This window comes from Marimonas arenosa (assembly GCF_030848945.1).
Lineage (GTDB): Bacteria > Pseudomonadota > Alphaproteobacteria > Rhodobacterales > Rhodobacteraceae > Marimonas > Marimonas arenosa.
The window spans coordinates 53,655-67,276 of record NZ_JANHAX010000001.1; the positions used below are offsets into that span (position 1 = coordinate 53,655).

Below are 13,622 nucleotides of genomic sequence, written 5' to 3' on the forward strand. Positions count from 1 at the left end.
CCGTCCCGGACTTGATCCGGGGCCTCTTCCCGACGCAGGAAAAGAGGCCCCGGGTCAGGCCCGGGGCGCGAGGGAGCAGGCCATGACCGAACGCCTCTACATCTACGACACCACGCTGCGCGACGGCCAGCAGACCCAGGGTGTGCAGTTTTCCACCCCGGAAAAGCATGCAATAGCCAAGACCCTCGACGCGCTCGGCGTTGATTACATCGAGGGCGGCTGGCCCGGCGCCAACCCGACCGACAGCGAGTTCTTCGCCGAGGCCCCCAAGACCCGTGCCACCTTCACCGCCTTCGGCATGACCAAGCGCGCCGGCCGCAGTGCGGAAAACGACGACGTGCTGGCCGAGGTGATGAACGCGAACACCCCGGCCGTCTGCCTGGTCGGCAAGACCCATGATTTCCATGTCGACACCGCGCTCGGTATCAGCCTCGAGGAAAACCTCGACAACATCCGCGCCTCCGTCGCCCACATGGTGGCGCAGGGCCGCGAGGCGCTGTTCGACGCCGAACATTTCTTCGACGGCTACAAGGCCAACGCGCCCTATGCGCTGGAATGCGTGCTGGCGGCCTATCACGCCGGCGCCCGCTGGGTGGTGCTCTGCGACACCAACGGCGGCACCCTGCCGTCGGAAATCCACGACATCACCCGCGCGGTGATCGAGGCCGGCGTGCCGGGCGATCACGTCGGCATCCACACCCATAACGATACCGAGAACGCCGTCGCCGGTTCCCTGGCCGCCATCGACGCCGGCGCGCGGCAGGTGCAGGGCACGCTGAACGGTCTGGGCGAACGCTGCGGTAATGCCAACCTGACCACGCTGATCCCGACGCTGCTCTTGAAAGAACCTTATGCCAGCGCCTTCGAGACCGGTATCAGCAAGGACGCGCTGAAATCCCTCACGCTCGCGTCGCGCCAGCTCGACGACATCCTCAATCGCGTGCCGATGCGCCAGGCGCCCTATGTCGGCGCCAGCGCCTTCGCCCACAAGGCCGGTCTGCACGCCTCCGCCATCCTGAAGGACCCCACAACCTACGAACATATCGACCCCGAAACCGTGGGCAACGCCCGCATCATCCCGATGTCGAACCAGGCCGGGCAATCCAATCTGCGCCGCCGCCTCGCCGATGCGGGGATCGAGGTTGACCCGGGCGACCCGGCGCTGGCCCGTATCCTCGAGGAAATCAAGCGGCGCGAAGCCGAAGGCTATACCTATGACAGCGCCCAGGCCAGTTTCGAACTTTTCGCCCGGCGCGAACTCGGCATCATGCCGGAGTATTTCGAGGTCAAGCGCTACAAGGTCACCGTCGAGCGGCGCAAGAACAAGTATAACCGCATGGTCAGCCTCTCTGAGGCGGTGGTGGTGGTGAAGGTCGATGGCGAGAAGAAGCTGTCGGTCTCCGAAAGCCTCGACGAAAGCGGCTCCGACCGCGGCCCGGTCAACGCTCTGTCGAAGGCACTGGGCAAAGACCTGGGCCGCTACCAGGCGGTGATCGACGATATCCAGCTGGTCGACTTCAAGGTCCGCATCACCCAGGGCGGCACCGAGGCGGTGACCCGCGTCATCATCGACAGCGAAGACGGGCAGGGCCGGCGCTGGTCAACCGTAGGGGTCAGCCCCAACATTGTCGACGCCAGCTTCGACGCCTTGCTGGATGCGATCAACTGGAAGCTGCTGCACGAGGGCGTGGCAGCGTGAGTGCGGAGATGGCAGCCTTCTTCCGCCTGCACCGGGGCCTGCCTCGCGAAGGCCCGGGCTGTGACAGCGACGTGGCCTGGGCGGTGGAACAGGCGGGGCTGCGCGACTTCAAACGCGTACTCGATGCCGGCTCGGGTCCGGGCGGTGACGTTGCGGCGCTGCGTGCGGTAGCGCCCGAGGCCGAAATCGTTGCCATCGACAACCACACGCCGTTCATCGACGACCTGAAGACGCGCTTTTCCGATGACGCCGGCGTCATCGGCTATGTCGGCGACATGATGGCCGCCCAAGGCCCGTTCGAGCTGATCTGGTGCGCAGGCGCGATCTATTTTGTCGGCGTGACCGAGGCTCTGGCCGGCTGGCGTGACGCTCTTGCATCCGGCGGGGCGGTAGCGTTTTCGCAGGCCTGCCTGTTCCGCCCCGATCCGCCGGCTGCGGTTGATGCGCTGTTCGAAGGTTACCCGGTCACAGATGTTGCCGGCATTGCGGCACAGGTGGCGGCTGCCGGCTATGAGCTTCTGGCCGCGCGCCCGGTGTCGGACGCCGCCTGGGAGGCCTATTATCAGCCGATGGAGGCCCGTATCGCCGCCCTGCGCCCCGGCGCGGACGCGGCCCTCACCCAGGTCCTCGACGAGGCAGACCGCGAGATCGCGACGTGGCGGGCCCATGCCCGCGACTTCGGCTACCTGTTGTGCGTGGCGCGCCCGCGATGAGCGACGATCTGGCGGCTTGCGCGCGCATCGTCGAGCGCGGCGACCCGGCGCGGTTTCGCGCCGTCATGGCCGCGCCGCGAACCGCGCGAGACAAGCTCTTTCCGCTCTATGCATTCAACGTCGAGGTCGCCCGCGCGCCCTTTGTGACCACCGAGCCCGGCATCGCCGAGATCCGGCTGCAGTGGTGGATCGACGCGCTCGAGGAGATCGCTTCGGGCGGGGTGGTGCGGCGACACGAGGTTGTCGTGCCGTTGGCGCTGGCGCTCGCGCCGAAGCAAGCCCGCGCTCTGCAAGGTCTGGTCGAGGCGCGCGTCCGCGACATCTACAACGCCCCCTTTGCCGATGCGGCGGCGCTGACGTCCTATCTCGCGGCCACCTCCGGCACCCTGCTCGAATTGGCGGCGGGCCTGCTCGGTCAGGCCGATCCCGGCCCGGCGCGCGCGGCCGGGCTGGCATTGGGGCTCGCCAACTGGTTTCAGGCCGTGCCGGCGCTGAAAGCCGCCGGCAAACACCCGTTGCCGCAGGAAGAGCCGGACGCGTTGGCGGGGCTGGCGGCCGAGGGGCTCGGCGCTCTGGCCCGGGCCCGGCAGCAGCAGATCGTGAGACGGGCGCGGCCGGCCTTCTATACCGTAGCCGGGGCGCACCGGGTGCTCGCCCGGGCGCAATCCGATCCCTCGCGCGTCCTCGAAGGCCGCCTGGCGCCCGGTCCTCTCGCCGCTAGTGCCGCGCTGATGCAGGCCGTGCTGCTCAATCGCTGGTAACCGGTCCGCCGGATGCCCGCCGGTGGTGCAAATCCGCTCGGGCAGCGTCAAACTCGGCTTATGCGTAGCCATCGTCGCGGCGGAACCACAACCAGATCAGCGCGCCGCCGGCCAGCATCAGGAACGGGGCCATGGCCAGGTTGACGCTGGCCCAGCCGGCCTGGGCATCGCCGCCCGAGCAGTTCATCAGCCCGCCCGACGCCAGCGAGGCGAAGGTCACGCCGCCGAACACGATCAGGTCGTTCATTCCCTGGATCCGGCCACGCTCCTCCGGGCTGTGGGCGCCGGCCAGCATCGTGGTGGCGCCGATGAAGCCGAAGTTCCAGCCGATCCCCAGCAGGATTAGCGCGATGAAGAAATTTTCAAGTTCGACTCCCTGCAGCGCGACCGCGCCAGCGCCAGCCAGGATGACGAGCCCCGTCGCCACGATGGTCTTGACGCCGAACCGGGCAATCAGGTGACCGGTGAAGAAGCTCGGCAGATACATCGCCAGCACGTGGGCCGACACGATATTGGCCGCTGTGCCGGTCTCGAAGCCGCAGCCCACAACCGCCAGCGGCGTCGAGGTCATCACCAGGTTCATCAGCGCGTAGGAGACCATGGCGCAGATCACCGCCACGGCGATCAGCGGCGTGGAAATCAGCTCGCGCCGGGTCCGGCCCACCGGCGCGCCTTCCTCGGGAGCGCGCGGGCGGGGGATGTCGAGGAACAGGAACAGCATCGAGCCCAGCACGTTGGTCACGATCACGGCGAGGTAGGTGCCCATGAACGGGATCACCATCGCCTCGGCGGTGAGTTTCACGACCTGAGGCCCGATAATCGCCGCGGCCAGACCGCCGGCCATGACATAGGAAATCGCCTTGGGCCGGAAATCGTCGCTTGCCGTGTCGGCTGCGGCGAAACGGTAAAAGCCGTGCGCCGACATATAAACCCCGGTCAGAAACGAGCCGGCCAGGAAGATCGGGAAAGAGGCGAGATAAAGCCCGTAAGCCCCCACCGCGCCGCCGAGTGCGCCGAAAGAAGCGCCCAGGAAGAACCCGGCCTGACGGCCATATTTCTGCATGATCCCCGCCACCGGTGTCGCCGCCAGCATCGAGCCCAGCACGATCAGTGAAATCGGCAGCGTGGCGAAACAGGGGTTCGGTGCAAGGCTTTGGCCTGCCAGCCCGCCGATGGTGAAGATCATCGGCATCTGCGCTCCCAGGATGGCCTGGGCCAGCACGAGGATCGTCACGTTGCGCTTGGCGCGGGCGTCGTCAATGGTCAGGGTCGCGTCAGTCATGGCGTCCGCCTATCCCTTTGCACCGGGGGTGGCAAGCGCGCCCTTACGTCTCACCCGCCAGGTCGATCAGATGCGCAAACGACCCCGCGACCCTGTCTCGAACCAACCCCATCTCGGGCAGGGCAGCACCCTCGGCGTCGGTCGCGGCGAACAGCGGGGCGGCGTCGCCTTCGGACACCGTCGTCGCATAGTGGAATTCGTGCCCGGCAAAACGCCCGGAGAACGGCCCGTTCAATGCGGTCAGGTTGCGGTAGCCAAGATGCAGGCGGCGCGTTTCGAACGAAGTTTTCAAAGGCAGCAGCCCCAGCATTTCATGCCGCTGCCCGCCAGCCTCGATAAGGCTATCTCCCAGAACCATATATCCACCGCATTCACCATATATATCAGATGATTGCGCGGCCTTCCTCATGCTTTCAGCAAAGCACGACGACGCTGCCAACCGCCCAGCGTGCAGTTCGGGATAGCCGCCCGGCAGATAGACGAACCCGGCCTCGGGCACCGGTTCATCGGCCAGGGGCGAGAAGAACCGAATCTCGGCCCCGGCCGCACGCCAGTCGCTGAGCAGATGCGGGTAGGAAAAGGCGAATGCTTCATCGCGGGCCACCGCGATCACCTGGGCCGGTGGCGGAAACGTCCGGGAGCGGCCGGCAGGCCGGGCGAGCGGCGTCGCCAGCGCCAGCAGCGCCTCGGTATCGAGGCTGTCGGCCAGCGCCTGGGCGGCGCAGTCCAGAAACGCCTCGAGATCGCCGCGCTCCTCTGCCTGCACCAGCCCGAGATGGCGTGAAGGCAGGGTCAGCGCCGGATTTCGATGCAAGGCTGCCAGCACCGGCAGGCCCAGCGGCACCAGCGCCCGGCGCAGCATCGCTTCGTGCCGGGGCGAGCCAACGTTGTTCAGGATCACGCCGGCGATCCGCACCGCCGGATCGTGCCCGGCAAAGCCTGCGACCAGGGGTGCGGCCGACTGGGCCATATGGCTGGCATTGACCACCAGCACCACCGGGATCTGCAGCGCGCGCGCCACGTCCGCCGCCGCACCGCGGCCGTCCGGCGGTGCGCCATCGAACAGTCCCATCGCGCCCTCGACGATCAGCAGCCCGTCGCCCGCGGCCAATGCGCGGATCCGCTCCGGCGTCATCGCCCAGGCATCGAGATTGGGGCAGGGCGCGCCGCAGGCGGCCTCATGAAAGCGCGGGTCGATGTAATCGGGCCCCGACTTGGCGCCGCGCACCGCGACGCCGCGGTTTTTCAACAGCCGCAACAACGCCAATGTCACCGTGGTCTTGCCCGCGCCCGATCCCGGCGCGGCAATCAGCAGGCCGCTCACGCCTGTTCGGCGGGCTTGCCCCGGCCCAGCGGGTCGAGATTGCGCGGGGTCTCGCCGCGGGCCAGTGCCTGCCAGTCCAACACCTGCCGCATCAGAACCGCACGGCCGACGCAGACGATCGCTGGCGGCTCCATGCCGCTGGCCTCGATATCCGCGGCCATTTTGCCCAGCGTGGTCTCCAGAACCTTCTGATCGGGCGTTGTCGCCTGGCTGACCACCGCCACCGGCTCGTCGGCCGGCTTGCCGCCCGCCATCAACGCATTGGCAATCCGGTCGGCATGTTTCATGCCCATGTAGATCACCAGCACCTGCGCCCCCTTGGCCAGCGCATCCCAGTTGAGCGACGCCGGTGTCTCGCCCGACTGATCATGCCCGGTGACGAAGGTCACCGCCTGGTTCACGTCACGATGGGTGACCGGCACCCCGGCATAAGCCAGCCCGCCGATGCCGGCGGAGATACCGGGGATGATACGGACGTTGACGCCGTGCTGAATGAGAGTCTGCGCCTCTTCGCCACCGCGGCCGAACACGAACGGATCGCCGCCCTTGAGCCGCAGTACCCGCTTGCCCTCCTTGGCCAGATCGACCAGCCGGAGCGAAATGTCACGCTGCTTGACCGACGGTTTGCCGCCGCGCTTGCCGGCATACATGTGCTCGGCCTGCGGTGCCCAGTCCAGAATCGTGTCCTCGACCAGCGCGTCATAAACCACCACGTCGGCCTGGCGGAGTGCGTTGAGCGCGTGCAGCGTCAAAAGCCCCGGATCGCCGGGGCCCGCGCCACACAGCCACACCCAGCCCGGTTCCATAACCGGCCAATCGTGCTTCGGCAGCGGAAGATGCGTCTCTGAATCGCTCATGGGCCCCTTATGCCGCGCTTTTCGCCCCCGTAAAAGAGCGGCAATTCGCCCTTGTCCATGCCGTCCGGTGCCGTCGCACCGGGCACTCTCGGCCGGAAAACGCGCAATTTCACCGGGCCACGGCACAGTTTCGGCCTTTCATCCCGGGCGCCAAGCCACTAGATAGCTTGACAGCACGTATCTCGGGCCCGGTGCCACAATCTTCGGCGCCGCTCGATCTAGGGAGAAGACGCATGCTCAACAATATCGGCCTTCCCGGCCTTCTGCTCATCGCCGTCGTGGTGCTGGTGCTTTTCGGCCGTGGCAAGATCAGCTCGCTCATGGGCGAGGTCGGCAAAGGCATCACCGCGTTCAAGAAAGGCGTGAACGAAGGCACCAAGGAACTCGAAGACCAGGCAGCCGAGTCGGCCAAGGACGTGACCCCGGCCGAAGAAGACAAAGACAAGGCCTGACGCCGCAATGGATCTTGGCTGGTCCGAGCTCTTGGTCATCGGTGTCGTCGCGCTGATCGTGGTGGGACCGAAAGACTTGCCGGTTCTGTTCCGCAAGGTGGGGCAGTTCGTGGGCAAGGCCCGTGGTATGGCGCGGGAGTTTTCCCGCGCGATGGAGCAGGCCGCCGACGAGGCCGGCGTCAAGGACACCGCCAAGTCGCTGAAATCCATCGCCGATCCCAAGCAGATGGGGCTCGATGCGGTCAAGGACGCCACCGACAGCTTCAAGACCTGGGATCCCGACAGCCACACCGGCAAGCTCGCCGCCGAGCGCGCCGAAGCAGCCGAGAAGATTCGCGAGGCCGCGGCGAAGAAAGCGACCGAACGCAAGGCCGCTGAAGAAGCTGCCCAAGCGGCCGAGGCCGACACACCGGCTGACACGTCGAAACAACCGGCGGCCAAGGCGTCCGTGGCGAAAAAACCTGCGGCCAGGAAACCCGCTGCCAAGAAGCCTGCCGCGAAAACCAGCGCCAAAAAGGCAACGGCGGCGAAAGCCTCGGCCAAGAAACCGGCGGCGAAGAAGGCGACCACCAAGAAAAGCGAGTCGAAGGCATGAGTCCCTCGGACGCCCATGACGAGATTGAAGACAGCTCGGCGCCGCTGATCGAGCACTTGGCCGAGCTGCGCACCCGGCTCATTTATTCTGTCATCGCCTTCATCGTCGGCATCGTGGTGGCCTTCGCCGTCGCCGAGCCGATCCTGCAGTTCCTGCTGGCGCCGATCGAGGCCACGCTGCGCGACCTGGGCGATCCGGCCCCGACGCTGCAATATACCTCGCCGCAGGAATATCTCTTCACATTGTTCCGCATCTCGATGGTGTTCGGCTTCGCGCTGGCGTTTCCGGTGATTTCCTACCAGATGTGGCGCTTCGTGGCGCCGGGCCTCTACCGAACGGAAAAGAACGCCTTCCTGCCGTTTCTGATCGCCTCGCCGTTCATGTTCTTCCTCGGGGCGGCCTTCGCCCACCTCGTTGTCACGCCGCTGGCGATGCAGTTCTTCCTCGGCTTTGCCGATGTCAGCTCGATTTTCGCCAACCTGCTCTCCGGGGCCGTCGACAGTCTGCCGCAAGACGCGGCGGTGGTGCCCGAGACTGAGTCAGGCATCAAGATCACCTTCTTCGGCAAGGTCAACGAGTCCCTCGACATCACGCTCAAGTTCATCATCGCCTTCGGGCTCTGCTTCCAGCTGCCGGTGCTGCTGACGCTGATGGGCAAGGCCGGCCTGGTGAATGCCGCCGGCCTCGGTTCGGTGCGGAAATACGCCATGGTCGGCATCCTGGTGCTGGCGGCGCTGGTGACACCGCCTGACGTGATCACCCAGGTGATCCTGTTCACCGTGGTCTACGGCCTCTACGAGGTATCGATTCTCCTCGTCGCCCGGGTGGAAAAAAAGCGCGAGGCCGAGCTCAAGGCCCAGGGCCTTTGGTTCGAGGACGACGACGATGAGGCGGAATCCGAGGCCGATCTCTCCGAGGACATTTTCGGCGAGGGCGACGAGTTCGACGACCCGCTGCTCGACGAGTTCGAGGAAGACGACACCGCCGGGGATGAGGACGATGATCCCGGCATGGTGGATAAGTCCTGATGCCGAAGAAAGCGCGGAAACGCATCGCCGCTGCGCTCGAGCGGATGTCGCCGGCGCCTCTTGCGGCGCCTGATTTCGCCGCTGCCGACGCCTTCGTCTGGCATGTCGAGCCTGACCGGCTGGAGCCGGTGGCAAAGATCTCGCGGGTCGATCTTTCGCTTCTGGTCGGCGTTGATCGCTCGCGCGATACGCTTCTGGCCAACACGATGCAGTTCGCCCGCGGCCTGCCGGCCAACAATGCGCTGTTGTGGGGCGCGCGCGGCATGGGCAAGTCTTCGTTGGTCAAGGCGGTGCATGGCGCCGTGGTGGCCGACGGCCTGCCGCTCAAGATCGTCGAGCTGCAGCGCGAAGACCTGCCATCGGTGGGACGCCTGCTAAACCTTCTGCGCGCTGAACCGGACACCCGGTTCCTGCTGTTCTGTGATGACCTGTCTTTTTCCCATGACGACCAGCACTACAAATCGCTGAAGGCCGTGCTCGACGGTGGGGTCGAAGGCCGACCGGCCAACGTGGCCTTCTACGCCACGTCGAACCGCCGCCACCTGATGCCCCGGGACATGATCGAGAACGAACGCAGCTCGGCCATCAACCCGTCGGAAGCGGTCGAAGAAAAGGTTTCGCTGTCGGACCGTTTCGGGTTGTGGCTCGGGTTCCACCCGTGCAGCCAGGACGAATACCTCGAAATGATCCGCGGCTATTGCGACCACCACGGCATCGAGATTTCCGACGACGACCTGCGCGCCGAGGCGATCGAATGGCAGGCCACGCGCGGCGCGCGCTCGGGCCGGGTCGCCTGGCAATACGTCACGGACCTGGCCGGGCGGAAAGGCGTCGGTCTGGGCTGATCGGCGCCGCCGTCGGCCCGCACCGGGCGGGGAGTTAACCGGTTGCCTTGCAGTTTCTTGCGCCACCGTGCGCCAGACAGGCAGCCAGCCGGATTGCCAGCCAGCCTGCCATACACGGCGCGTCCGGCTCCATTAACCATTTTAACCGCCCGGGGCGGCAGGTTAACTCTATCGCAAGTAGGGCATCGGATCGACGCTGTCGAAGCCTTTGCGCACTTCAAAATGCACGTAAGCGCTCTTGCCGGACCGGATCGCTGCGATCTTCTGACCCCGGCGCACGGTGTCGCCCTTCTTGACCCCGATATCGGCGACATTGGCATAGACCGTCAGCAGGTTATTGGCGTGTTTCACAACGATGATCGGCACCTGGTCGGCATCTGCGGTGATTGCCGCCACGGTGCCGGCCTCGGCCGCCTGGATGGCAGTGCCAGCGCTGGCGGCAATATCGATACCGTCGTTCTTACCCTTTGAATATTCACGGATAATTTTGCCCTGCACCGGATAAGCCAGCTTGCCGCCGGTGCTGGCCGCGGTCTGGGTCTTGCCAAGGTCGGGAGCGGCCGTACTGGCCTCCTGTTTGATTTCGGCGACCGGCTTTGTCTTCTCGTCCGGCAGCGGCGTCACGGCGCTTGGCGGCAGTGGGGTTGGCGTACCGGTTCCGGGCAGTTCGGCGGTGCCGGAGGCCGTTTTGTCTTTCGGCTCGGGCGTCTTCGCCACGGGAATCAACAGGTATTGTCCCTCTCGGATCGCGAAATCGCTGCCCAGCCCGTTCCACTCGGCGAGCGCGCGCACCGAGACGTTGTAGAGGCGCGCAACCGTGAAGGTCGTCTCGCCCCGCTGCACCTTGTGTCGCTTCGGTTCAAGGCCGCGCGCAATCTTCGGCTCGGCGGCAGGAAGGGCCGTGGTTTCAACTCGTTGGCTGTCGGCCTTGGCAATGGCCCCACTGGCCAGCGTGGTGATATCGACCCCAGGCGGCTGGATCGGACCGGTGGTCGGTGAGCCGGTCGCGGGCGACGGTTCAGCCACGCGCCTGGGCAGGGCGATAACCTCGCCCTCGCGCAGGCGGTCGGTGGTCTTCATGCCGTTGTAGCGGGCGAGCCCGTCGGCATCGGCCCCGATTCGGGCAGCGACATCCGCCAGCGTGTCACCGCGCTGTGCTACAGCAACTTGGTAATTCGGATAGGAGATGATGCCGCGATCGTCGGGATTGGGGCGCTGCGCCGTCGCCTGCCGCGCCGCATCGGCGGTGTTCAGCCCACCGAGCGCGCCGCGGAAATCCAGGTCAATGGGCTGGTCGCAGGCCGACAGCGCCAGCGCGCTGCCAAGCAGAAGAATAGGGGTGGGTCGCCATGAAAACCGCATCTCGATATCCTCACCTGTCCTCGCATTTTCGAGGGTCTTTATTTTGTTTCAAACACTTACGTGTCTCGCCCCAACCCTTCGAGCAGGGGGACGAAACGCACCGGGCGAAGCTCGTCATAGTCGAAACCGCTGTCCTGCCGCGTCACCTTGATCAGGCTCTGCACCGCGTCCGACTGCCCGACCGGCACAACCATGATACCGCCGATTTTCAATTGCGCCAAGAGCGGCCCCGGCGGGTCTTCCGCCGCGGCGGTCACGATGATGCGGTCGAACGGTGCCTGCTCAGGCAATCCGAAACTGCCATCGACGGTCATCGCGGTGATGTTGGTGAGGTCAAGCGCCCGAAAAATTTCGGCTGCCTCGCGCACCAGCCGGCGATGACGGTCTACGGTATAAACCCGGCGCGCCAGCAGGCTGAGAATGGCGGCCTGGTATCCCGAGCCGGTCCCCACCTCCAGCACCTTGTCGCGCGGGCTGACATTCAGCGCCTGGGTCATCAGCCCGACCACCGAGGGTTGCGAAATCGTCTGGCCGCAAGCAATCGGCAACGGCATGTCTTCGTAGGCTCGCTCCGCAAAGAGCCCCCGCACGAACGCACCGCGATCGATTTTCTCCATCGCGTCCAGCACGCGCGTATCGGTCACCCCTTTCGAGCGCAGCGCGAACAGGAATTGCATCTTGCGTTGCGCGATGTCGTCAGGGGTGATCATTCGATTGCCTTCAACGGGTCAAGCACCTCATGTGCGGTCAGATCGGCGCGCATCGGCGTGACCGAGATATAGCCTTCGAGGTTCAGTGCTGCATCGGTACCAGGGTCGGTAGGCCGGTGCTGCTCGCCGCCGCGGATCCACAGGAACTTCCGACCCGAAGGCGAATGGTGTGGCTCGGTCGAAAACCGAGTGTGGCGGCGGAAGCCCTGCGGCGCGACACGGGTGCCCAGCACCCGGTCGGCGGGTTGGGGCGGAAAATTGACGTTATAGAACAGGCGGTAGTCAGCCTCTTCCCGCGGTGCGGCGGCCAGCACCTTGCGGATGACCTCGGCGCCGTACACCCGGGCGGCCTCGAACGGGTCGTCGGCATGGAAATTCTGCGGCCCGAGATATTGAGACAGGGCAAAGGCCGTGACCCGCTGTAACGCCCCTTCCAGCGCCGCGCCCAGCGTACCGGAATAGAGTGCGTTCTCGGCCGAGTTGTTGCCGCGGTTGACGCCCGAGAGGATCAGATCGGGCTTTTCCTCCATCACCTCGTGGATGCCCGCAAGCACGCAATCGGCAGGGCTGCCTTCGGCGGCATAGCGGCGTTCGCCCATCTTCGAGATCATCATCGGGTGGGTATAGCTGATGCAATGCGCCACGCCTGACTGCTCGAAGGCTGGCGCCACGGTCCAGACTTCACCATCCGGGCCCGCCAGGTCAGCCGCGATCGCGGCCATTACCTCGAGCCCTGGGGCGTTGATCCCGTCATCGTTGGTTATCAGAATGCGCATCGCTTATCCGGCTCGTTTTCCGATTGCTTACACCCATTTCCGCGTGATCTGAACCTGGGAAAGCACCTCCGGGCTGCAGAGTGGCGGACTGCTGGAAATTGATCACAGCCTGTGGTGCTCACAGCTCCAGCCCGGCCAGCAGGCGCGCCGCTTCATGCCGCGGAGACGCGAGCTGCGCGCGGTCCTCGCCGGGGAAGAAGCGGGCACGGGTAGCCGTCGGCATCGGGGCCGGTGACAACACATGAACATGCGGACCAGTCTTTACAGTCTCAGCCGCCCAGCTGCGCGCCAGAGCGATCTGGGCCGTCTTGGTCGCCCCATAAGCGCCAAAGAACTTTTCGCCGCCGCGCGGGTCTTCGAAGAACAGCGCGGTGCCTGTCCGGCCCAGCAGCGGGGTGACGAAGCGGATCAGCGTGCCGGTGGCGGTTATGTTGACCGCTACGGATTTGTCCCAGTCCTTGGCGTCGATATGATCGGCGGGTGACAGCGGCGCAGCGTGGATTGCACAGTGAGCCCAGAGGTCGATCCTGCCCCAGCGGTCGTAAACTGAGCGGCAAAGCTGCGCCATGGCGTCGGTGTTGGTGATGTCCATCGGCGCCAGCGTGGCGGCATGCCCGCCGGCTTGAATGCGGTCGTCAAGTTCTTCCAGAGCGCCGGTGGTGCGAGCCACGGCGACGATGTGATGACTGGGCGCCAGCGCCTCGGCCAAGGCAGCACCCAGACCGCGCGAGGCACCGGTGATGAGGGCGATCTTCTCGGACATGAGGCTCTCCTTCAGGCTTGGGCCGGGTATTCCAGAGCCGGGCGGGACTGTCCAGTGCGTGAAGGGGCCGTGGCATCCCGGGACTTGGCGGGGAGCCGGTCATGGCGCATCATGGAACCGGCAGAACGGGAGGGTCGCGCATGCGTGTTTTGGCAGTGGTTCTGGCGCTGTCGGCGATTCCAATGGCGTCGCGCGCCGACGAGATCAGTGGTGACTGGTGCTCTGACGGCGGCGCGCAAGTGCGGATTGACGGCGACAAAATCCGGACACCCGGAGGCCAGCAAACGCAGGGCGTATATAGCCGTCACCGCATCGATTTCGTTATTCCCGAGGGAGAGCCGGATGCCGGGCTGAGCGTTGCCATGCGGCAGCTCTCGGAGGAGCGGGTGATCGTAACCTACGACGGGGGTGAGCCCGAGGAATGGCACCGTTGTAAATTGGTTAGCTGAACCGCG

At 65.7% G+C, this 13,622-nt stretch carries 15 protein-coding genes; 8 read left to right on the forward strand and 7 right to left on the reverse strand.

Annotation, left to right across the window (positions count from 1 at the left end; genetic code table 11):
- The first annotated feature begins 82 nt into the window (after window positions 1-82).
- From cimA to NO357_RS00305, 3 genes are read left to right on the forward strand one after another with little or no spacing between them, the layout of a single operon-like run.
- Window positions 83-1,699 (forward strand): citramalate synthase, encoded by a 1,617-nt coding sequence (gene cimA, locus NO357_RS00295; RefSeq protein WP_306733613.1) that lies wholly within the window; start codon window positions 83-85, stop codon window positions 1,697-1,699.
- A gap of 8 nt (window positions 1,700-1,707) precedes the next feature.
- Window positions 1,708-2,412, forward strand: coding sequence for a class I SAM-dependent methyltransferase (locus NO357_RS00300; protein WP_306733614.1), 705 nt, complete (start codon window positions 1,708-1,710; stop codon window positions 2,410-2,412).
- On the forward strand, window positions 2,409-3,173 hold the full coding sequence (locus NO357_RS00305) for a squalene/phytoene synthase family protein (protein ID WP_306733615.1): 765 nt from the start codon (window positions 2,409-2,411) through the stop codon (window positions 3,171-3,173). Before NO357_RS00300 ends, NO357_RS00305 begins: the two co-directional genes overlap by 4 nt.
- A gap of 58 nt (window positions 3,174-3,231) precedes the next feature.
- On the opposite strand, the gene NO357_RS00310 is transcribed toward NO357_RS00305, so the two are convergent.
- Genes NO357_RS00310 through cobA form a run of 3 tightly spaced genes read right to left on the reverse strand, consistent with a single transcriptional unit; the run spans window position 3,232 to window position 6,636 of the window.
- Window positions 3,232-4,455, reverse strand: a complete 1,224-nt coding sequence (locus tag NO357_RS00310) for an MFS transporter (protein ID WP_306733616.1) — start codon at window positions 4,453-4,455, stop codon at window positions 3,232-3,234.
- A gap of 43 nt (window positions 4,456-4,498) precedes the next feature.
- Entirely contained in the window at window positions 4,499-5,779 is a 1,281-nt protein-coding gene (locus tag NO357_RS00315) for a cobyrinic acid a,c-diamide synthase CobB (RefSeq protein WP_306733617.1), read from the reverse strand.
- Window positions 5,776-6,636 carry a uroporphyrinogen-III C-methyltransferase gene (gene cobA / locus NO357_RS00320; protein ID WP_306733618.1) on the reverse strand — a complete coding sequence of 287 codons (861 nt, stop codon included), beginning with the start codon at window positions 6,634-6,636 and terminating at the stop codon, window positions 5,776-5,778. The genes NO357_RS00315 and cobA overlap by 4 nt, the downstream gene beginning before the upstream one ends.
- A gap of 233 nt (window positions 6,637-6,869) precedes the next feature.
- Between cobA and NO357_RS00325 the strand changes: the two genes are divergently transcribed.
- From NO357_RS00325 to NO357_RS00340, 4 genes are read left to right on the forward strand one after another with little or no spacing between them, the layout of a single operon-like run.
- Window positions 6,870-7,088: a twin-arginine translocase TatA/TatE family subunit gene (locus tag NO357_RS00325; RefSeq protein WP_306733619.1), complete on the forward strand. Its 219-nt coding sequence runs from the start codon at window positions 6,870-6,872 to the stop codon at window positions 7,086-7,088.
- A gap of 7 nt (window positions 7,089-7,095) precedes the next feature.
- Window positions 7,096-7,683: a Sec-independent protein translocase protein TatB gene (gene tatB / locus NO357_RS00330; RefSeq protein WP_306733620.1), complete on the forward strand. Its 588-nt coding sequence runs from the start codon at window positions 7,096-7,098 to the stop codon at window positions 7,681-7,683.
- The gene (gene tatC / locus NO357_RS00335) at window positions 7,680-8,711 is read left to right on the forward strand and encodes a twin-arginine translocase subunit TatC (protein WP_306733621.1); all 1,032 of its coding nucleotides are present in this window, start codon (window positions 7,680-7,682) and stop codon (window positions 8,709-8,711) included. Before tatB ends, tatC begins: the two co-directional genes overlap by 4 nt.
- Window positions 8,711-9,556 (forward strand): ATP-binding protein, encoded by an 846-nt coding sequence (locus tag NO357_RS00340; RefSeq protein ID WP_306733622.1) that lies wholly within the window; start codon window positions 8,711-8,713, stop codon window positions 9,554-9,556. The genes tatC and NO357_RS00340 overlap by 1 nt, the downstream gene beginning before the upstream one ends.
- Window positions 9,557-9,724: 168 nt before the next feature.
- Here the strand turns inward: NO357_RS00340 and NO357_RS00345 are convergent, their stop codons facing one another.
- From NO357_RS00345 to NO357_RS00360, 4 genes are all read right to left on the reverse strand, one after another.
- Entirely contained in the window at window positions 9,725-10,918 is a 1,194-nt protein-coding gene (locus NO357_RS00345; protein ID WP_306733623.1) for a LysM peptidoglycan-binding domain-containing M23 family metallopeptidase, read from the reverse strand.
- Window positions 10,919-10,974: 56 nt separating this feature from the next.
- Window positions 10,975-11,628, reverse strand: coding sequence for a protein-L-isoaspartate(D-aspartate) O-methyltransferase (locus NO357_RS00350; protein WP_306733624.1), 654 nt, complete (start codon window positions 11,626-11,628; stop codon window positions 10,975-10,977).
- Window positions 11,625-12,404 carry a 5'/3'-nucleotidase SurE gene (gene surE, locus NO357_RS00355; RefSeq protein WP_306733625.1) on the reverse strand — a complete coding sequence of 260 codons (780 nt, stop codon included), beginning with the start codon at window positions 12,402-12,404 and terminating at the stop codon, window positions 11,625-11,627. The genes NO357_RS00350 and surE overlap by 4 nt, the downstream gene beginning before the upstream one ends.
- Window positions 12,405-12,522: 118 nt before the next feature.
- On the reverse strand, window positions 12,523-13,167 hold the full coding sequence (locus tag NO357_RS00360; RefSeq protein ID WP_306733626.1) for an SDR family NAD(P)-dependent oxidoreductase: 645 nt from the start codon (window positions 13,165-13,167) through the stop codon (window positions 12,523-12,525).
- Between the two features lie 140 nt (window positions 13,168-13,307).
- Between NO357_RS00360 and NO357_RS00365 the strand changes: the two genes are divergently transcribed.
- Window positions 13,308-13,616 carry a hypothetical protein gene (locus NO357_RS00365; RefSeq protein ID WP_306733627.1) on the forward strand — a complete coding sequence of 103 codons (309 nt, stop codon included), beginning with the start codon at window positions 13,308-13,310 and terminating at the stop codon, window positions 13,614-13,616.
- The last annotated feature ends 6 nt before the right edge of the window (window positions 13,617-13,622 follow it).

What these genes read in the sequence shown, in the direction of transcription:
- cimA (WP_306733613.1), top strand. Translation starts at nt 83, where the DNA reads ATGACCGAACGCCTCTACATCTACGACACCACGCTGCGCGACGGCCAG.
- NO357_RS00300 (WP_306733614.1), top strand. Translation starts at nt 1,708, where the DNA reads ATGGCAGCCTTCTTCCGCCTGCACCGGGGCCTGCCTCGCGAAGGCCCG.
- NO357_RS00305 (WP_306733615.1), top strand. Translation starts at nt 2,409, where the DNA reads ATGAGCGACGATCTGGCGGCTTGCGCGCGCATCGTCGAGCGCGGCGAC.
- NO357_RS00310 (WP_306733616.1), bottom strand. Translation starts at nt 4,455, where the DNA reads ATGACTGACGCGACCCTGACCATTGACGACGCCCGCGCCAAGCGCAAC.
- cobA (WP_306733618.1), bottom strand. Translation starts at nt 6,636, where the DNA reads ATGAGCGATTCAGAGACGCATCTTCCGCTGCCGAAGCACGATTGGCCG.
- NO357_RS00325 (WP_306733619.1), top strand. Translation starts at nt 6,870, where the DNA reads ATGCTCAACAATATCGGCCTTCCCGGCCTTCTGCTCATCGCCGTCGTG.
- tatB (WP_306733620.1), top strand. Translation starts at nt 7,096, where the DNA reads ATGGATCTTGGCTGGTCCGAGCTCTTGGTCATCGGTGTCGTCGCGCTG.
- tatC (WP_306733621.1), top strand. Translation starts at nt 7,680, where the DNA reads ATGAGTCCCTCGGACGCCCATGACGAGATTGAAGACAGCTCGGCGCCG.
- NO357_RS00340 (WP_306733622.1), top strand. Translation starts at nt 8,711, where the DNA reads ATGCCGAAGAAAGCGCGGAAACGCATCGCCGCTGCGCTCGAGCGGATG.
- NO357_RS00345 (WP_306733623.1), bottom strand. Translation starts at nt 10,918, where the DNA reads ATGCGGTTTTCATGGCGACCCACCCCTATTCTTCTGCTTGGCAGCGCG.
- NO357_RS00350 (WP_306733624.1), bottom strand. Translation starts at nt 11,628, where the DNA reads ATGATCACCCCTGACGACATCGCGCAACGCAAGATGCAATTCCTGTTC.
- surE (WP_306733625.1), bottom strand. Translation starts at nt 12,404, where the DNA reads ATGCGCATTCTGATAACCAACGATGACGGGATCAACGCCCCAGGGCTC.
- NO357_RS00360 (WP_306733626.1), bottom strand. Translation starts at nt 13,167, where the DNA reads ATGTCCGAGAAGATCGCCCTCATCACCGGTGCCTCGCGCGGTCTGGGT.
- NO357_RS00365 (WP_306733627.1), top strand. Translation starts at nt 13,308, where the DNA reads ATGCGTGTTTTGGCAGTGGTTCTGGCGCTGTCGGCGATTCCAATGGCG.